Source organism: Pedobacter rhizosphaerae, from assembly GCF_900111155.1.
GTDB classification, from domain to species: Bacteria; Bacteroidota; Bacteroidia; order Sphingobacteriales; family Sphingobacteriaceae; genus Pedobacter; species Pedobacter rhizosphaerae.
Window position 1 is genome coordinate 1 of sequence record NZ_FOGG01000058.1, and the last position, 20,116, is coordinate 20,116.

Below are 20,116 nucleotides of genomic sequence, written 5' to 3' on the forward strand. Positions count from 1 at the left end.
GATTATCTGCTCGGATGGTTTCCCAAGCTGAACTCATACGTTGCCTTTAATACCCGCCTTAACCGTCTTAGCGGAGCCTTGAGGTCGCTTTGCCAGTCGGTTATCCAAGACTTCAAGCCCCAGGAGTGTTCAAAGAAATTTTCTTTACTAGACTCAATGCCAATAATAACCTGTAGCGGTAGAAGAACGGCGAAGGTAGCCCTGGAGGTGACTGACAAGAGCTTTTGCTCCACTAAAAAGCTATGGTACTTCGGCTTGAAACTACATGCGCTGAACAGTCATAATAAGGATATGGACTTGCTATATTTGTGTAGACACAGAGTTAAGGGAATTTGCATACCTTAACAGAAATTATGTCACAAGAGAGAAAAGCATACCCGAAGGAGTTCAAGCTGATGAGTGTTGAACTGAGTTACACCCGCGCAGATCTAAGGACCCTTGCAAAAGAACTGGATATCAACGTCAGGTTATTGTACAGATGGCGTAAGGAGTTTTCAAGCAAGCAGGGCAGCAGTTTTCCTGGAAATGGGAAGGTCATCCTGAGCGCAGCTGAACAGGAAGTGGCTAATTTGAAAAAAGAACTGCGTGAAACACAGATGGAGCGTGATATCTTAAAAAAGGCTATCAGCATTTTCTCCAAGGACGACAACAAATATTCAGGTTCATAAAGGAGCACAGCAGAATATTTTTAGTTGAGAAAATGTGTTCAGTATTAAAAGTTAGCAGAGGGGGATTTTATAAATGGACAGTGAGTACACCTTCAAAAAGAAGTATTGAAAATCAAAAACTCGAAGTAGAAGTACTTCAAGCCTTTGAAAACAGTAAAAAACTATACGGGAGTCCGAGGATCACCATAGAGCTCCATAAAAAAGGCATTGAAATCTCCAGGCCACGAGTGGCCAGAATAATGCAAAAAGCTAAACTTAGGAGTATTGTGAAGAAGAAATTCAAGATCACCACTGATTCCAGACATAAATTTCCTGTTCCGGAAAATGTACTCGACCGGGATTTTAGGCCTGGGGTATTAGGAGCGGTTTGGGTATCTGACATTACTTATATCAGAACAAAAAAAGGATGGCTGTACCTGACCACAGTGATTGATCTTGGTGATCGAAAAATAATAAGCTGGGCATTAAGCATGACAATGATAGCTATGGATACAGTGATTCCCGCATTTAAAATGGCACAAACCAAACGCCCCATCACCGAGAAGCTTATTTTTCATTCTGACCGCGGAGTTCAGTACGCTTGCAATGAGTTCAGGTGTTTACTGGAAAAAAATCCGCTCATCACCAGGAGCATGAGTAGGAAAGGAAATTGCTGGGATAATGCTGTTGCTGAGAGCTTTTTCAAGACGCTTAAAGCTGAATGTGTGTATCAGTACAAGTTTAGCGACAAAGAGCAAGCAGCACTTATAGTATTTGAATATATTGAGACGTGGTACAATAGAAAAAGAACACATTCTGCATTGGGATATATGTCTCCAGAAGAATTTGGAAAAAACTTAAATAAACAAAATAATGCCGCTTAACTAAATGTCAACTTTAATGTTGCAATTCCAATACCATGCCTTATCCAGAAAGTATAGTCATCAGCAAGGCTTCTGAAAGCGATCTGAACATCTTCAAGGAAAACTGGTCATCAATTGAGTCAAAGTCCTTTTTTGGGGATAAGATTTATCGAGACGAACCCTTTTTAGTTGGCTGTACAAAGAAAAAGCATCAGTAATGTTCACTCCAATCAGAGAGACACAGGGGAAAGCCGATTGCCTGAAAAATATGGATCGTGCTCACAAAGACCTCTTTTCCAGAGCAGTGTCTACCATAAGACAGCCAATAGAATCCTTCTTCAATTGGGTAAATGAAAAAACTCAGATCCAAAATGCAAGTAAGGTAAGATCAACAAGGGGACTACTCGTACATATATTCGGAAAGTTGACAGCCTGCTTCCTAAAACCAATTTTTAACCCTTAATTCGCATTACTAACTACTTGATACTAAAAAAGTCCGAGGTCGGAGGTCCGGGGTCGGAAGCCAGGGTGCATAGCAGTTAATTGTTTAATTGTGGAACTGTTAAATTGCTTAATTGCTCAAAAGCATAAAGACCAAAGCTTAAAGCGAATCTCTCTTGGGCTTCTGGTCTTGATACTCGATACTAACTACTTGATACTAGACATTTGATAATATTTACACTAAAATAAACTCGGTGTGGTTTGATTGGCCATTACCGGGATATGTAGATTGGTGCCAATGGCTTCATTTAGTTTTTGGGTGAAGTAAGCTGAGAATAATGGAGAAGATAGCTCTACATTTTGGTGAACAAAAAAGTATAATTTTTCTAAGCCTTCTTTTTTCCAGGCTACAATTCTTTCAATCCAGTCGTCTAAGCGTTTTTTATCAATATCGTGTACGTTGGCGCCTACAAAGCGTACAAATGCCACAGGAGAGGTTAAACGCATATGTAGCATATCTCTCCGTCCTGCGGTATCTACGATAATGTTGGCTACTCCATGTTTTTCAAAAAGGTCTGAAAACTGGCTCGCTACAGCAGGATTAGAAAACCATTCTTCATTACGTACTTCTACAGCTAAGGGGATCACCTTTGGAAATTCTTCCACTACTTTTTGTAAGCGTTCAAAATCTTTAGGCTTAAAATTATCATGCAACTGCAGGAAGGCCATTCCCAGTTTATTTTCGAAGTTACTGATGGCATCGCAATATTGTTGAACAGGCTCTTTAACATTGATCAATCTTTTAAAATGACTGATGCTATTGGTGAGCTTGGGGAAAAATTTAAAGTCAGCCGGGGTTTTTTCTGTCCAGGTAATTACTTGCTCGGAAGTGGGCATACCATAGAAAGTTGCGTTGAGCTCAATAGAATTGAATTGGGTAGAGTAGTAAGTCAACTCATCTTTAGTTCCTTTAGGATAAAAGCCCTTTAAATCGGTTTTATTCCACTTAGCACAACCCACGTAGGCTTCAAAAGTTTGTTTTGCTTTGTTGGCTTTCAAAATAGCGGTGGTTTCAGGAGCGTCCTGTGGGAGTGTAAAATCTATAATTGAGGGGTCTTCTACTTGGCCGAATTTCATAAATAATGGTTTTAAGGAATTGAATGATGATCAAAGATAAAAGGCTTTCTGGCAAATTCTTCGAAAACTGGAAAAATTAAATCCTTTCCCGTGGTAAGTAATGCCATTAAGATAGAAGAATCTAAAAGATATTTTATATTATAAAAATACTTTAAGTTGTTGTTTGTCAAATGTTTTTGATGGGTTTATTGGGTTTTGCAAGGGAAAGTTCAGACTGATAATCTTATACGTTTGACTTAAAGCTATTGCAATTGTAGAAATAACAGAGAAATGTCAGTATTTATTTATTTTGAAATAATTACTATTAAAAAGGTAGATATTGTATACATTTGCCGAACCAAAATCGGTAGTTCTTTAGATTACTTATCCAGAAAGACGGAGGGAAAGGCCCTGTGAAGTCTTAGCAACCCCAGAAATGGTAGGTGCTAATTCCTGCTTCTGCAAAGAAGATAGATAAAACGGTTGCTTAATTGCAGCTTATCAGCAAAGGATTTCGATTTAATATTAAGTAACTAGTGAGCCAGATTTTGTAATTATTTATTTTATGATGAAAAATTTATCTATCCCTGGTAATCTAAATGCTCCTCTATCAGCATATGCTGTTAATACAACCCTTTTTCTTGCGCTAGTCATGCGTTGCTGCTGAAAATAGCAGACCCTCAACATCAATTTCAAATTTAAAGAGTACCTGTTTTAACAACGGGCAGGAATTCTATTGCATTAACTAATTCATTAACTAACGAGCAATGTTTAAAAACAAACTTTTAATTTTCAGTCTTTTCTGGCTGTTTATCCTTTTTAACCTCTCTGCACAAGGGCAGGGTAAATTAAATGGAACCGTAGTGGGTAAAACCGATGGATTGCCTATTCCAGGCGTGAGTATTCGTGTTCAGGGAAAAATTGCGGGGGCTATTACCGATGGTAACGGACAGTTTAGCATCGATGCCGTTACGGGGGATGTACTTACCTTTAGCTTTATAGGTTTTTCAACTCAAACTTTAAAGGTAACCGGAACAAATAAAATTCAGGTTAGCCTGGAAGAATCAAAGAATAATCTTCAGGAGGTTGTAGTAACGGCCTTAGGGATTAATAAAGAAAAGAAATCATTAGGTTATGCCATTCAGGAAGTAAAAGGCTCAGATTTAGCTGAAGCCAAAGAAAGTAACCTGGTAAATGCTCTGGCGGGTAAGATTGCGGGTGTAAATATTACCAATAGTCAGGGGAATATGGGTTCTTCTCGTATTGTGATCAGGGGAGAAACCTCTATCTCTGGTAATAACCAGCCACTATTTATTGTTGATGGTATTCCTGTAGATAATTCGCAGCTAGGCGCAGGTGGTTCGAGAGATTTTGCCAATGCGATCTCAGATATCAACTCTGAAGATATTGAAACCATCAGTGTACTGAAAGGTCCGAATGCTGCTGCCTTGTATGGCTCCAGAGCGGCAAATGGCGTAATCCTCATTAAAACTAAATCGGGTAAAAGAGGTAAATCGCGTAGCATTTCATTAAACTCGAGCACTACCTTCGAAGATTTGTTGGTGCTTCCTTCTTATCAGGATGTTTATGGTCAGGGGTCTAACGGACAGTTTAGCTATGTAGATGGAAAAGGTGGTGGTGTAAATGATGGTGTAGATGAAAGCTGGGGTCCTAAAATGGACGGACGCTTAATACCACAATTTAATTCAAACGGTGTGGCTGTACCATTTATACCTCATCCGGATAATGTAAGAAGCTTTTTCGAAACTGGTCATACCTTAAATAATGGTGTTTCATTTAGTGGAGGTGGCGAGGCTTACAACTATCGTTTTTCTTATAATAACAGTGCACAAAAAGGTGTGGTACCCAATTCTGAATTGAATAAAAACAGTTTAGGGTTTAATAGTAGCTTCGACCTTTTACCTAAATTAAAGCTTGATTTAACAGCAAATTATGTGCGTACTTCTTCTGATAACCTTCCCGGATCGGCAGGAAGGAGAGCAACCAGTACTATGCTTCAGTTTTTGTGGTTCGGTAGGCAGGTAGATGTTGCAGCTTTAAAGGATTACAAAGATGCCAACGGAAATACATTCAACTGGAACAACAGCTACTACAGCAATCCATATTTTATTGCCTATGAAAATACCGTTTCTCAACGTCGTGATCGTCTTTTGGGTACTGTAGGTTTAACTTATCAGATTACGGGCGATTTAAAAGCCAATTTCCATACGGGTAACGACTATTACAACGACCGTCGTAAATTAAGGGTAGCTTATGGCACCAATGGAACACCTTTCGGCTCTTACCAGGAAACAGGTTATACCGTAAACGAGAACAATACAGAAGCGAGCTTAAGCTTCAATAAACGGTTGAATTCTGATTTAAGCCTGGATATATTGGCAGGTGGAAACCTTCGCAGCAAGTTTTATGAAGAGAATAATCAGGTTGCACCCCGTTTGGCGGTTGCGGGTATCTACACCCTGGCCAACTCAAGAGATCCTTTAACTTCTACCAGTTTTTATAGCAAGCTGAAGGTTTACAGTTTATTTTCTTCTGCTCAGTTAGGGTTTAAAGATTATGCTTATTTGAATTTAACAGCCCGTAACGACTGGTCTTCTACTTTGCCGGTTCAAAATAACTCTTATTTCTACCCATCGGCAAACGGAAGTTTTATTTTGAGTGAGGCTTTTGGCTGGAAAAGCGATTTTCTCTCTTATGCCAAAATTCGCGGTGGTTGGTCGAGGGTAGGTAAGGATACCGATCCTTATCAGTTGAACAATACGTATCCTTTTAATCCGATTTTTGACAGTTACCCTTTGGTTACCTTAACCGATAAGTATTTAAATCCAAATTTGAAGCCAGAATATACCAACTCGAGCGAAGTGGGTTTCGAGCTTGCATTTCTTAAAAATCGTGTTCGCTTAGACGTGAGTGCGTACAATACCAATAGTTTTAACCAGATCTACAGTGCCGATATTAGTACTGCTACGGGGTTTGCACAACAGGTAATTAATGCAGGAAGAATTAACAACCGAGGTTTAGAGGTTCAGTTGGGACTTACACCAGTTAAACAAACTGATGGTTTGCAATGGGATGTAAATGTTAATTACTCTACTAATAGAGGTAAAGTAATGGAGCTGGATGAGGCAGGTTCATTGAACAGTGTGGTTTTAGGAACCAGTGGGGTACAGGTATTGGCCACTATTGGTCAGCGTTATGGTACTTTATTTGGTACAGCGTACCAGCGTGATGCCAACGGACAAGTAATTGTAAATGCCAGCGGATACCCGCAGGTTAATCCAAACAGGCAGGTGTTAGGTGCTTACACACCAAAATGGTTGGGAAGTATCAACAATGATTTCAGTTACAAGGGCTTTACCTTAGGCTTCCTTGTAGATGCTAAAGTGGGTGGCCAAATTTACTCTGGAACACATGCTACAGGTTTCACTACCGGTGTTTTAGATGAAACTTTGCCAGGCAGAGATGAAGAGCATGGCGGTTTGGCCTATTACTACCCAGGCAACAATAAAGCGGCCTTACCCGTTCAACTTCCTTCGCATAACAGTACAGCGCCAGGTTCTGCAACAGTATATCATGATGGGGTTATCTTCGATGGCGTTCGCGCAGATGGAACCAGGAATACGAGCATTCTTTCGGCACAACAGTACTATAAATCTATTGCCAACGTAAATGAAGCCCATGTTTTCAGCGCTACAGCTATCCGTTTAAGGGAGGTAAGCTTAGGATACAATTTACCTAAAAACTGGATTTCTAAAATTGGATTGGCCAATGCCAGATTCACGTTAATAGGTCGTAACCTGTGGATCATTCATAAAAATGTGCCAAATATCGATCCTGAAACCGCTTTTGCAACAGATAATGCCCAGGGATTGGAATCATTACAGTTGCCAACTACAAGAAGCTATGGTTTTAACCTTAATCTAACTTTTTAATTCTGAAATCATGACTAATAAAAAATATATCATTGCTTTAACACTTTCGGTTTTAAGTTTGTCCGCCTGCAAAAAAGACTTACAGGATACCAATAAAAACCCAAATGAAGCAGAGACTGCACAGCCAGATTATTTATTGGCAAATGCCATTAAAAGTGCATCAGATAATTATTACAGTACTTCAAATACCATGGATGCCAGTTTGTTGTTTGTACAACATTGGTCTAAAATACAATATACCGATGCAGATCGTTACATTTTTACCAACAGTAGTTTTGAAGGTGGCTGGAAAAGTTATTACACTCAAAGTTTAGGCGATTTAAATGCCTTGATCGCTATTGCCGATAAATCAGGTAATCCAAATTATAAAGCGGTGGCTTTAACCTTACGCAGCTGGGTTTTTTCATTGCTAACTGATGCCTACGGTAATATTCCGTATTCGGATGCTTTGGATATTAATAAGTTAAATCCGACGTACGATGATCAACGTGCTGTTTATCTTGGGCTTATTGCCGATTTGAAAACGGCACTTTCTACTTATACCACTACAGGAAACGCCATTGCTGGTGATCCTATCTTTACCGGAAATATTAACCGATGGAGAAAGTTTGCGAATGCTTTACGGTTTCGTTTGGCTTTACGCATTGCCGATCGTGAGCCTGTATTGGCTCAACAAGTAATCACCGAAGTACTGGCAGATCCAGCGGGTCTTTTAGCAGAAGAGGCAGAAACTGCAAAGTTGACTTACTTCACTTCTCCAAATCAAAATCCGATCGCAAAGATTTTTGAAACCCGTGATGATTACAGGATTTCGAAAACTACGGTAGATAAGTTAAAGTCGCTTAGCGATCCACGATTGCCAGTGTTTGCCAATAAAACGGCAACAGCTACCCCTGAAGTATATGTGGGTATACCCAACGGTTTAACCACAGGTGATGCAGCAAACTTAGGATTTGCTAAAACTTCCAAACCGGGTGATTTCTTTACCAAAGCAACAGCACCTGCTATTATTTTAAGTTATTCGGAAAGTTTATTTGATCGTGCAGAAGCTGCGGCAAGAGGATTTACGACAGAGAATGCAGCGAGCTTGTATCAACGAGGTATAACCGTTTCCTTACAGTATTACGGAGTAGATGCAACGGCGATTCAAACTTATCTGGCTCAGCCGGCTGTAGCATATGATGCAACCAACTTTAAGAAATCTATTGGAGAACAAAAATGGATAGCTTTATTTGGTCAGGGATTAGAGGCTTACGCAGAGTGGAGAAGATTAGATTACCCACAATTACAACCCGCGGTTGCAGGAGTGTTAGATGGAAAAATTCCGTTACGCTTTATTTATCCGGGAAGTGAACAATCACTGAATAAAAATAGCTATAGTGCTGCGGTAGCCAAACAAGGTGCCGATGTGTTGACCACCAGGCTGTGGTTTGATGTTAACTAACATTCAATTATTCATTCATTGAAGCATAAAAAAACCGGATCAATTTTGATCCGGTTTTTTTACGAAATATATTTTCTAGTAACCCAGGATTTTTAATACCTGTTTACTGTTCTGCTCTTCGCCGAAAACTTCAAAGTTGAAACTCTCATCGCGGTTTCTGCGGATGAGCACATGTTTCGGGCTAGGCAACAAACAATGGTGAATACCGCCATAACCACTTAAAACCTCCTGATAAGCACCAGTGTGGAAGAAACCTAAATACTGTACTTTACGGGTTTTAGGCATAAACACACTGTTCATGTGCGCCTCCTGGTTGTAATAATCCTGGCCATCGCAGGTAATACCTCCTAAGTTTACACGCTCATACTCTGCATCCCAGTTGTTTACCGGTAATAGGATGTATTTTTGATTCAAAGCCCATACGTCAGGTAAGTTGGTAATGAAAGAACCATCTAGCATTAACCATCTCTCTCTGTCGTTTTGTTGCTTACGACCTAATACCTTGTATAAAATTCCAGAAGCTTCAGCAACCGTATATTTACCGAACTCGGTAATAATATCTGGTTCCATCACTTCGTGAATAGCGCAAATTTCTTTAATCCGTTTTACGATCTCATTTACCATGTACTCATAGTCGAAATCGAAAACCAATGAATCTTTAAATGGCATACCACCACCAATATCCAGGGTATCTAAATCAGGATTGATTTTTTTGAACTTGCAATAAAGGGTTACATATTTCTCTAACTCATTCCAGTAATATGGTGTATCAGAAATACCAGAGTTAATGAAAAAGTGTAACAATTTTACCCTGAAGTTAGGGTTATGTACAATTTTGTTGTTATAGAAATCGATTACGTCTTCCATACGTACACCTAAGCGGGAAGTGTAGAATTGCGAATCGGGTTGCTCTTCTGCAGCAATACGGATACCTAAATTACAAGGCTCATCCATTTCTACTTCATCATCATAAAGGTTAAATTCTTCCTTGTTATCTAAAACGGGGATGATATTTTTATAGCCGTCGTGCAACATATCAATGATATATTGTTTGTACTGATAGGTCTTAAAACCATTACAGATGATGGTAGTATCCTTACTCAAAACGCCTTTTTTCTCCAAGGCATCTACCATTGGCATATCAAAAGCCGAAGAAGTTTCTAAGTGGATATTGTTCTTTAAAGCCTCTTCTACAATATGTTTAAAGTGTGAACTTTTAGTACAATAGCAATATTTATAATCGCCACGGTAATTGTTCTTTAAAATAGCCGTTTGGAAAAGAATTTTTGCCTGTTGAATTTTCTTGCTTACCAATGGTAAATACGTAAAACGAAGCGGCGTGCCGTACGTTTCAATCATTTCCATCAGGTTTAAGTCCTGAAAATATAACTCATCTTCTATTACCTCGAAACCTTCCTGCGGGAAGCCAACGCTGAGGTCAAGAAATTCGGAATAACTCTGCATTTATTAATGATAAATTTTTGCAAAAATGTAATTTTAAATTGATAAAAAGTGGGTATTCAAAATATTTTTAACCTTTAGAAATCAAGATGGCATTAATAGCGCATTTTCATTGATTTTTTTACTTCAAGAATATAATTCTCGGGCTTTAGTTTAACGGTTTTTTGGAGGTTTTGTTTTGGGGGAGAAAATGAGTGGAGGAAGGAATGATTGAATGAGTGGGTGAGAGAGTGATTGAATTTGGGTGTTAGTGTGAAACCGGGCTTTGGCTGTTGATGCAATCTCATTAACCGCAACGCGCGCAAAGTTTTACGCAAAGAGATTAACCACAGAGAGAAAGAGGAATTACACGGAGTACACAGAGATAGCTTCGCTATTGGTAAGCGTACACAAAGCATTGCCCATGGACTCCATTCTCCGTGCCTTCCGTGTTTCCGTGGCTAATAACTTAACTTCCCTTAACTCCTTAATGTTTTTTTTACCATATAAGCCATATAAGAAAAAATAAGCTTTGATCCTACTAACCGCAAAGCCCGCAAAGTTTAACGCAAAGAGATTAACCACAGAGAGAAAGAGGAATTACACGGAGTACACAGAGATAGCTTCGCGATTGGTAAACGCACACAAAGAGAAGGAGTTTGCCAGCTACCTTTTTTATCTATCAGTGTAAGTCAATTGCCTTTTCGTCTTGCACGACTAATGAACTAATGACTGATGAACCGGCGAGCCAATGACAAATGAACTAATAAACAAAGCAGGACATTGCAGGATAGTTCTCCATGCTATTGTAGTTATATTAAACTTTTATAAGCAGGTTAAACCATATGTTTACCTGTTGTGCTAACCAGATATATGCTGAAGAAACTATGAAACGCTTATTTTTACTGATGCTAGGTGCATTTTTAGTGAATGCCTATTGTTTTGCTCAACCCACTGCTCCATCATGGACAGGCAAAGTAGGGAATAGAAATAAGACTTTTAAAACCAATAAATATAAGGTTAATGATTTCGGAGCCATTGGTGATGGTAAAAATTTGGCGACCAAAGCCATTCAGAAGGCCATTGATGCTTGTGCTTTAAAAGGTGGTGGGGTGGTTGTATTTGCACCTGGTGAATACCTCAGCGGATCATTATTTATCAAATCGGGCGTAAACTTACAGCTTGATAAAGGTGTAACCTTATTGGGTAGTCAGAACATTAACGATTACCCTGAGATTGATACGCGGGTAGCCGGAATAGAGATGCGCTGGCCAGCGGCCCTGATTAATTTACAAAATGTAGAAAAAGCAGGGATTTCTGGTGCCGGGCTAATCAATGCGCAGGGAAAGCCTTTCTGGGATATGTACTGGGCCATGCGTAAAGATTACGATGCCAAAGGTTTAAGGTGGATAGTAGATTACGATGCCAAACGACCCAGGACAGTGCTTGTAGAAGCGTCAAAGGACGTATCCATTACAGGTATTACCTTGCAACAAGCTGGTTTCTGGACTGTTCAGATACTTTATTCGCAATATGTAACGGTAGATGGTATTACCATTCAAAATAATATGGGTGGACATGGCCCAAGTACGGATGGGATAGATATCGATTCTTCTTCCTGGATTTTAGTCCAAAACTGTGATATAGATTGCAATGATGATAACTTCTGTTTAAAGGCAGGAAGGGATTGGGACGGATTACGTGTTAATCGCCCGACCGAATATGTGGTGATTCGCAACAGCATAGCCCGAAAAGGAGCAGGGATGCTTACTTTGGGTAGCGAAACTTCTGGAAGCATTCGTCATGTTTGGGCTACAGGACTAACTGGTTATGGCACTGGAAATGCATTGAACATTAAATCTGCTAAAACCAGGGGTGGAGTAGTAGAAGATTGCTATTTCGGAAATATTACCATGAACGGAGGCGGTAACGTGATTCAGGTAAATCCAAACTGGAATCCAACATATAGTTATTCTACATTACCAGCCGGGTATAATCCAGATTCTATTCCTCCTCACTGGACAAAATTACTCCAGCCTGTAACTCCCTTATCAAAGGGAATCCCCATTTTTCGTAATATTTATATCTATAATATTAAAGCTATAGGAGTAAAGAAGGCAATAAATGCTATTGGCGTTCAAAATACTGTTTTAAGCCACTTTAAGCTAAAGAATTTAAATATCTCATCGGCCACTGCCGGAACGATAGACTTTGGAAGAGACTGGATATTTGAAGATGTGAACATAAGTGCTGCAGATGGGACGAAGTTAGAAGTGAAGAATTCAGAAAACGTAAGACCCTAAATAGAGATGCAACAATTTAGCAAAACAAAATGATTTATTAAGGTAACTTTTGGCTTGCGAGTGTAGCCCTTACTTTAATGATTTATCAATCACCGAAAGCGTTTTGTAAGTTAAATTAATTGTTGAACTTCAGTTAATTATAGATTTTTAGATTTAGTATGATGATCCGAATTCCATATTTAAAAATACTTGTTACATTGATGTGTTTGGGTTGTTTGAGCCCTTTTAATTGGGTTCGCGCTCAAATTAACAGAGAGGCAGTTGTGGCCAGGCACCGCGTGGTGGTAAAGGCCATGGATAAACTTGCATCTTTATCGTTAGGGAATGGTAAATTTGCTTTTACCGTTGATGCCACAGGCCTTCAAACTTTTCCAGATTTTTATGCAAAAGGCGTTCCTTTGGGTACACAGAGTGAGTGGGGATGGGATACTTTTGAAAATACGGGTCATTATAAAATAGAAGAAGCCTATAAATACTACGATCAATATGGTCGTAAAGTTCCGTATACCGTTCAACTGAATGAACCTGAAAGAGCTAAAGCAACCAGCAATTTTTTTCGACAGAATGTGCATCGTTTGCAATTGGGTAACGTAGGCCTGGAACTGATTAAAAAAAATGGTGAGGCTGCAAAAACTACAGATATAAAGCATATTAACCAGCAGCTTAACCTTTGGACGGGTGAGATTAAAAGCACTTTTACCTTTGAAGGTTTAACTGTAACGGTAACCACTGTTGCACACCAGGAAAGCGACCTCATTGCGGCAAATATTCAGTCGGAACTGATTAAACTTGGCAGATTAAAGGTGCGTATCCGTTATCCCTATCCAACCGGCGACTGGACGGATGTTGGTAATAACTTTGCAAGCGCTAATCGGCATCAAACCACTCTCGTAGGGCAAAATGCTCAGACTGGGATTATTAAACATCAGTTAGATTCTGCGGTATATTTTACCAGTTTCTCCTGGACCGGCAAAGCTTCTCTTATAGCTAAAGGTACGCATACTTATCTACTATCGCCTGATAAAGGTTTAGCCACATTTAGCTTTAGTTTCTTGTTTTCGGAAAAGAAAGATTCTAATAAAATCCCCGGTTTTAAGCAAACACAAGAAAACAGCTACAAGGGTTGGAAACAGTTTTGGATGAGTGGCGCTGCGGTAGATTTTGCAGGAAGCACGGATCCGAGGGCAAAGGAATTAGAACGGCGAATTATTTTATCGGAATACCTTACAAAAATTCAATGTGCTGGAAGCGCTCCTCCGCAAGAAACCGGTTTAACCTACAACAGTTGGTATGGTAAGCCACATTTGGAAATGCACTGGTGGCACGGATTGCATTTTGCCCTTTGGGGAAGGCCAGAAATCCTCACTAAAAGTGCCGATTGGTATTTCAAAGTAAAAAGTAAGGCCGCACAGATTGCCAAAGTACAGGGTTTTGATGGCGTACGCTGGCAAAAAATGACCGATAATAATGGGAATGAAAGTCCTTCATCTATCGGGGCCATGCTGATTTGGCAACAGCCACATATCATCAGCTTTACCGAACTGTTATATCGCGAACGTAAAGACCCGAAGGTGTTGGAGAAATACAAAGATTTAGTGTTTGCAACAGCTGATTTTATGGCTTCTTTTGCGCATTATGATCCTGCGAGGAGAAAATATATGCTTGGTCCTGGATTGATTCCTGCGCAGGAGCGCTTTAAAGCAGATAGTACTTTCAATCCAACCTATGAGTTGGCCTATTGGCAATGGGGATTAAAAACCGCTCAAAAGTGGCGTATTCGCCTGGGAATGCCCAGAAATGCCAAATGGGATGAGGTTGCTCAAAACCTAGCGCCACTTCCTGTAAAGGATGGCGTGTATCTGGCTACTGAAAGTGCGCAGGATTCTTATACGAATCCAGTATTTAAAACGGATCATCCATCAGTTTTGGGTACGTTTGGAATGCTTCCTGCAACAGATTTGCTGGATAAAGCTACTATGCGTAAAACTTTTGATCTGGTTTGGAATACCTGGACCTGGAGCGATACCTGGGGTTGGGACTTTCCGATGACTGCCATGACGGCCACCAGACTGGGGATGCCTGAAAGGGCTATTGACGCTTTAATGATGGATATTAAAACCAATACCTATCTCGTTAACGGACACAATTACCAGGATGATCGATTGCGGATTTACCTCCCTGGAAATGGTGGTTTGCTTACCGCTATTGCTATGATGTGTGCAGGATGGGATGGTAATGAGGTTGAAAATCCAGGTTTTCCGAAAAATGGTAAATGGAAAGTTAAGTGGGAAGGGATGAAGAAGTTGTTCTAGGGGGGAGAGAATTATAGAATTAGTGAATGAGTGAATGATTGCACTTCGATACGTTTAAGGTGACAAGAGAGATGAGCGGGTGATTGAAAAACTTAATGGTGGTATTTGTGAAATGGAGGAGCCTTATAGTTAATTAACCAATGACTATTGAACCAATGAACTAATCAACCAATGAACTAATGACCCAGTTTATCTCACAGGAAGGTGTACTTCTGCCAGCATACATCTGGCACTGCCGCCACCGTTTTGCTCTATGGTGTAGAGTGGGGCATAAATAATACGGGCATATTTTTCTAATTGGTTAATTTGTGCTGTGTTTAAGGAAAGGTATGCCTGTTCTGACATTACCAAGAACGATTCTCCTGCTTTACCATTTACTTGTAACATATTTCCAGCAAATTTATTCATCTGCTCAATGGTGATTTCTATAACTTCCTTTCCGGAACTGGATAAACTTCTTTTCACCATTTCTTTATCTATGGTATCAGGAATAGCATCTAAGCAGATTACAGCAAAGCGATCACCTATACACATCATCACATTGGTATGGTAAATTGGAAAACCCTGGTCATCTAAAGCTTCAAAATAAACAGGTTTATAGCCACTTAGCATACAGAAATTACTCAATACATCAATATCCGTTCTTACACTGATACAGGCATAGGCAATTTTATTTTCGCGGTCTAACACCATACTACCAGTACCCTCTAAAAAGCGATCCTGAAACTCGTAAAAACTTAAGTCGCTCACATGGCTTACATCAAATTTCTCATTCAATGTATCTAAAATATCTTTTCTGCGCTCCAGTCTTCTGTTCTCTGAAAACATAGGATATAAAAAGGTCGAGCCATCTTCATGGAAAGAAACCCAGTTGTTGGGGAAGATTGAATCTGGCTTTTCTGGCACTAAAGTATCATCAATTACTGTTACATCTACACCGTTGTGGCGCAATAAAGCAGCAAAACCATCAAACTCCTTTAAAGCCTTATCCTGCACATCATCTTGCTCGGAAGCCACCTGAAATTTATTGTTTTCGGCAGTCTGCGCGTTAAATTTAAAATCTACCGGGCGAATCATGAGGATGTGGTTAGTGGTTTGCATTTTTTAAGGTTTAACTGCCAACTGAATGGTTTAATTGTTGTGTGCATGTTGCCAACTGCCAACTGAAAATTGTCAATTGAAACCTGCATCAGCCAGCAAATATAAAAAAAATGACCGTTCATGATGTACACGAACGGTCTATTGTATTGGGACGCTTTGTATTATTTTCTTCTGATGAAGGGCGAATAATTATTGTTTGCATCGAAGTTAGTGATAAATTATTGAGGTTGATGAAATAAATCTACGCAAGTGTTTGACTTATAGGTGTTTAATTGTTGAATGATTGAATGAGCGAGTGATTGAATGAGTGAATGGGTGGGTTTTTACGCCCTGCCCAATGATTAATGAACCAATGACTACTGAAGCAAATCATCTCTCCAAATTGGTAAACTCATACAGTGGAAACCGCCTCGTGCGCGTGATAATTCTGCCGAAGGCATTAAAATTAAAGTATCAGTAATGGTTTCTGCATCTACTTTACCGCATTCTAAATCCTGAATAAGGTCTTTAACGTCGACAACATTAAATCCGGCAGTTTTAAAAGCTTCTACCGTTTTATCGTTGCGGTCGTAACCCAATACCACGCCTTCTTTTAAGGCCAAAAGATTACAGGAATCTGTCCACTGCTCTCTTGAATCGTAAGGGAAAAGATTATTTCCGCTGTAAATAATTTGTGTAGGTTCGGTACTTCCTAAATCTACCTGGCTAATTTCATTGAGCAGGGCTTCTACGTGTTCAAAATGTTTAGGTGCTTGCGGATTAGCTTTGGTAAATTGAATGGCAGTTGTGGCCTCTAACTTTTCTGGCTCTTTTAAAAAGTTAATGGGTTCGTAAGGATTGTATTTTGGTGAATGGGCAATAGAGTTTAAAATTACCCAGGTATTGCGTTTCACTTGGGTAAATACGGTATCCAGGTGCATGTAATCTCTTTTACTTGGAATTTTAACTACGGTAACTTTTTCTACCACATCGTTCTCAAACAGCAGTTTAATAGCTTCATTGGCACCGTGTTCGGATGTTCGCTCGCTGCAACCAATTAATACGTGGTTTGGGCTTACCATCATCACATCGCCACCTTCTAAAGTAGTGCTGAATGCAGGCTCATCTCCCGGTCGTAAGAAATGCATTGTTACATCTGGGATCTCCAGCATATTCTGGCGATAGCCTTCAAATATCGGATGGTTGAAGAAGATATAGCGCATTAACAGGGTTTCCCTTACCCTGGCTTTCTTCGCTGGTTTATTTAATAATATAAAGTTGTTAATCGTGGTTCCCACATCTCGTGTGAAGATGAGATTGGGGATAGGGGCAAAGATCATTTCATCATTGGCCAGGGTGCCGGAAATAAAAATTTCTGCCAATTGTTTCGGATCAGTATCGGCCAATTGTAACTGCACCTTGTAGGTACAACCTTCAATGGCGCATACGGCTGCTACCAGCTTTTTGCGGATAGATTCCTGCGCTAATATTTCACTCAACAAGTTCTGGATTTCAATAACAGCTGCTGAATTATGAAAATCGGGATGGTTGGGTTTATAAAAACTGCGGTTACTTTCTGCTGAATCTATTTCTGTCAGTTTTCCCTTAATTTTCTGTGGATCAAGGAAATACATTAATAATTTAACGTAATAATCGTATTCGCCTTTCCGGATGGTATCCAGGTGAACAATATCTTCGAAAAGCCAGTCTTGGGCTTTGGAAGGAACTACTTTTCCTAAACCACTATCTGGACTGTGGATCAATAATTTTCTTAATCTGCCGATTTCGGTATTCACTTTAACCATGAAACTGTTGTTCTGCTCGCTCATAAATAAGTTAGTTATTGCAAAGCTATTAGAATTTAATGGAGAATCAAGGTAGGACCAAGTATTTAGTATCGAGTATCAAGACTGGGCGTTCATTGGATAGAACTTTTTTATTTTAACCATCTAAGGCACCTAAGCATGTTGGCTAACTGGTATGCCGCCTGGCTTCCGACCCCGGACACCCGACCCCGGGCTTTTTTAGTATCAAGTATCAAGAAAGGATCCTTGGTATTTTAAATTGTAGAGCAGTTAAGCAATTAAACAGTTCAACGATTAAACAATTTATCTTTTCCGCTTTCAGGTTAATTCGTATCAAGTATCAACAGCGGGTCTTTTCGCTTTCAGCTTTATTCGCTATTTTTGGCCATGAATTTTATTATTACTGCCGCTCAGAAAGCCGTTCTGGAACTTTATAGTACAGAAGTGGAAGAAAGCGTAATCAACATACAAGAAACCCGTAAAGAATTTGAAGGCCAGGTAACTATCGTTGTTTTTCCCGTTACTAAATTCTCTAAAAAATCTCCGGAACAAACCGCTAATGAAATTGGTGCTTACCTGCAGGACAATGTTGCTGAGGTAACAGGTTTCAACGTGGTTAAAGGATTTTTAAACTTAAGCCTCGCCGAAAGTTATTTCTTAAATCTGTTTAATAAGCAGGTTTTGTCGGCCGATTTCGGGATTATTCCGCCGAATGGCAAAAAGGTAATGGTTGAGTATTCTTCGCCAAATACCAATAAACCGCTTCACCTGGGCCACGTTCGTAACAACTTATTGGGATATTCGGTTTCCGAGCTGTTGAAAGCCAATGGTTATGATGTGGTAAAGGTAAACCTGGTAAACGACAGGGGAATTCATATATGCAAATCGATGTTGGCCTGGCAGAAATGGGGTAATGGTGAAACTCCGGAAAGTTCAGGGCTAAAAGGCGACCATTTGGTAGGGAAGTACTATGTTATCTTCGATAAAGAATATAAAAAAGAAATAGAAGGTTTAAAGGAAGCTGGACAAACGGAAGAGGAAGCGAAAAAGAATGCACCTTTAATAAAAGCTGCGCAACACATGCTACAGCAATGGGAAGCTGGAGATGCCGAAGTTATAGCCCTTTGGGAGAAAATGAACGGTTGGGTTTACGACGGATTCAATGTAACTTATAAAACCTTAGGTGTAGATTTTGATAAATTCTATTACGAAAGCAATACTTATTTATTAGGTAAAGATACCGTTGAAGAAGGTTTAGCGAAAGGCGTTTTCTTTAAGAAGGAGGATGGCTCTGTATGGATCGATTTAACTGCCGATGGTTTAGATCAGAAGTTGGTACTTCGCGCAGATGGAACTTCAGTTTACATTACACAGGATTTAGGAACTGCTGAAATGAAATATGACGATTTCGGTATGGATGAGTCTATTTATGTGGTTGGAAATGAGCAGGATTATCACTTTAAAGTGTTGTTCTTAATTTTAGAGAAGCTTGGAAAAAGCTGGGCTAATGGTTTATACCACCTTTCTTATGGCATGGTTGATTTACCTAACGGAAAGATGAAGAGTCGCGAAGGAACTGTAGTGGATGCGGATGATTTAATTGCCAGCATGGTGGCTACTGCGCGTGAAAAGACAGTTGAGCTAGGTAAAATAAATGATTTTTCTGAGGCTGAGCGGGAAGCGCTTTATCAAAATATTGGCTTAGGTGCACTAAAGTATTTCTTGCTTAAGGTTGAACCGAAGAAACGTTTGTTGTTCAATCCGGCAGAAAGTATAGATTTTCAGGGTCATACGGGCCCATTTATTCAATATACGCACGCGCGGATTAAATCTCTGTTGAGCAAGGCAGAATATCATTTTGCTGCAGGCAGTGCCGAGTTTTCGGGGATTATGGAGGTGGAGCTGGAAATGATTCAGCAGCTGGCTAAATATCCTGAAGAGTTGGCTATTGCAGCGAAGGCTTATAGTCCGGCGAGTTTGGCTAACTACCTTTATGAGTTGGCTAAGTTGTTTAACAAGTTTTACCATGAAGTGCCGCCTATTGTTAAAACTGAAGCAGGTGAGGCCAAGCAGTTTCGCTTAAACCTCTGCAAGAAAACAGCAGACATTATTTATTCTGGCATGAAGATTTTGGGGATAACTTCTCCGGAGAGAATGTAAGAGAAAGCTTCTGAGAGATCAGGAGCTTTTTTGTTTTTACCACCTTAGGCATTCTAAGGCTGATGATTAAATTTAAAAAATGAGTTAAGCTCGCTACCTCATTTTCTCTGTGGTTAATGCTTTGCGTTAAACTTTGCGGGTTAGTAGGATCAAAGCATATTTTTTCTTATATGGCTTATATGATGCAAACAAAAACATTAAGGAGTTAAGGGAAGTTAAGTTATTAGCCACGGAAACACGGAAGGCACGGATTTTTTTGTTTAACCATTAAAGGCACAATGGGTTTTCTTTGTGTACTCTTACCAATAGCGAAGCTATCTCTGTGTGCTCTGTGAAATCCTCTTTATCTCTGTGGTTAATGCTTTGCGTAAAACTTTGCACGCTTTGCGGTTAAAATTGAAACTTATTTTTTCTTATATAGCTTATATGGTTCAATACTTTTTTACCATTTAAGGCATGTAAGTTCATTATAATAACCACCCCCGCCACTTCACATTTCCTATACACCCCCTCCTTGAAAAAAGTAGGGGAGTTGGGATCTCGATGTTTTCT

General features: G+C 39.7%; 10 protein-coding genes and 1 riboswitch. Of the genes, 6 read left to right on the plus strand and 4 right to left on the minus strand.

Going from position 1 to position 20,116, the window contains the following annotated elements; translation table 11 throughout:
- Positions 1–353 precede the first annotated feature (353 nt).
- A protein-coding gene (locus tag BMX11_RS23235) for an IS3 family transposase (RefSeq protein ID WP_090889729.1) occupies positions 354–1,531 on the plus strand; the annotation gives its coding sequence in 2 pieces (ribosomal slippage) (positions 354–624 and positions 624–1,531; 1,179 coding nt in all).
- 660 nt (positions 1,532–2,191) lie between these two features.
- Here the strand turns inward: BMX11_RS23235 and BMX11_RS23245 are convergent.
- Complete coding sequence (locus tag BMX11_RS23245; protein WP_090889735.1) at positions 2,192–3,088, minus strand: DUF72 domain-containing protein; 897 nt, start codon at positions 3,086–3,088, stop codon at positions 2,192–2,194.
- Between the two features lie 360 nt (positions 3,089–3,448).
- Positions 3,449–3,548, plus strand: a riboswitch (SAM riboswitch).
- Between the two features lie 286 nt (positions 3,549–3,834).
- Between BMX11_RS23245 and BMX11_RS23250 the strand changes: the two genes are divergently transcribed.
- Positions 3,835–7,020, plus strand: a complete 3,186-nt coding sequence (locus BMX11_RS23250) for a SusC/RagA family TonB-linked outer membrane protein (protein WP_090889738.1) — start codon at positions 3,835–3,837, stop codon at positions 7,018–7,020.
- Between the two features lie 10 nt (positions 7,021–7,030).
- Complete coding sequence (locus BMX11_RS23255; RefSeq protein WP_090889741.1) at positions 7,031–8,464, plus strand: SusD/RagB family nutrient-binding outer membrane lipoprotein; 1,434 nt, start codon at positions 7,031–7,033, stop codon at positions 8,462–8,464.
- Positions 8,465–8,539: 75 nt separating this feature from the next.
- Here BMX11_RS23255 and BMX11_RS23260 read toward each other — a convergent pair whose 3' ends face one another.
- A complete protein-coding gene (locus BMX11_RS23260) occupies positions 8,540–9,928 on the minus strand; it encodes an arginine decarboxylase (RefSeq protein ID WP_090889744.1) in 1,389 nt (462 codons plus the stop codon).
- An 863-nt stretch (positions 9,929–10,791) separates the two neighbouring features.
- Here BMX11_RS23260 and BMX11_RS23265 point away from each other — a divergent pair.
- Positions 10,792–12,207 (plus strand): glycoside hydrolase family 28 protein, encoded by a 1,416-nt coding sequence (locus BMX11_RS23265; protein WP_090889760.1) that lies wholly within the window; start codon positions 10,792–10,794, stop codon positions 12,205–12,207.
- 158 nt (positions 12,208–12,365) lie between these two features.
- Positions 12,366–14,519 (plus strand): hypothetical protein, encoded by a 2,154-nt coding sequence (locus tag BMX11_RS23270; RefSeq protein WP_245738751.1) that lies wholly within the window; start codon positions 12,366–12,368, stop codon positions 14,517–14,519.
- Between the two features lie 189 nt (positions 14,520–14,708).
- Here BMX11_RS23270 and ctlX read toward each other — a convergent pair whose 3' ends face one another.
- Together ctlX and BMX11_RS23280 are read right to left on the minus strand one after the other, a co-directional pair.
- The gene (ctlX, locus tag BMX11_RS23275; protein ID WP_090889750.1) at positions 14,709–15,620 is read right to left on the minus strand and encodes a citrulline utilization hydrolase CtlX; all 912 of its coding nucleotides are present in this window, start codon (positions 15,618–15,620) and stop codon (positions 14,709–14,711) included.
- Positions 15,621–15,976: 356 nt separating this feature from the next.
- Positions 15,977–17,428, minus strand: coding sequence for an arginine deiminase family protein (locus BMX11_RS23280; protein WP_090889753.1), 1,452 nt, complete (start codon positions 17,426–17,428; stop codon positions 15,977–15,979).
- Positions 17,429–17,791: 363 nt separating this feature from the next.
- On the opposite strand from BMX11_RS23280, the gene argS reads away from it, so the two are divergent.
- A complete protein-coding gene (argS, locus tag BMX11_RS23285; protein ID WP_090889756.1) occupies positions 17,792–19,564 on the plus strand; it encodes an arginine--tRNA ligase in 1,773 nt (590 codons plus the stop codon).
- Positions 19,565–20,116: the final 552 nt, after the last annotated feature.

Bases quoted from the DNA above. Each gene is read 5' to 3' on its own strand.
- BMX11_RS23245 (WP_090889735.1), bottom strand. From the start codon at position 3,088: ATGAAATTCGGCCAAGTAGAAGACCCCTCAATTATAGATTTTACACTC.
- BMX11_RS23250 (WP_090889738.1), top strand. From the start codon at position 3,835: ATGTTTAAAAACAAACTTTTAATTTTCAGTCTTTTCTGGCTGTTTATC.
- BMX11_RS23255 (WP_090889741.1), top strand. From the start codon at position 7,031: ATGACTAATAAAAAATATATCATTGCTTTAACACTTTCGGTTTTAAGT.
- BMX11_RS23260 (WP_090889744.1), bottom strand. From the start codon at position 9,928: ATGCAGAGTTATTCCGAATTTCTTGACCTCAGCGTTGGCTTCCCGCAG.
- BMX11_RS23265 (WP_090889760.1), top strand. From the start codon at position 10,792: ATGAAACGCTTATTTTTACTGATGCTAGGTGCATTTTTAGTGAATGCC.
- BMX11_RS23270 (WP_245738751.1), top strand. From the start codon at position 12,366: ATGATGATCCGAATTCCATATTTAAAAATACTTGTTACATTGATGTGT.
- ctlX (WP_090889750.1), bottom strand. From the start codon at position 15,620: ATGCAAACCACTAACCACATCCTCATGATTCGCCCGGTAGATTTTAAA.
- BMX11_RS23280 (WP_090889753.1), bottom strand. From the start codon at position 17,428: ATGAGCGAGCAGAACAACAGTTTCATGGTTAAAGTGAATACCGAAATC.
- argS (WP_090889756.1), top strand. From the start codon at position 17,792: ATGAATTTTATTATTACTGCCGCTCAGAAAGCCGTTCTGGAACTTTAT.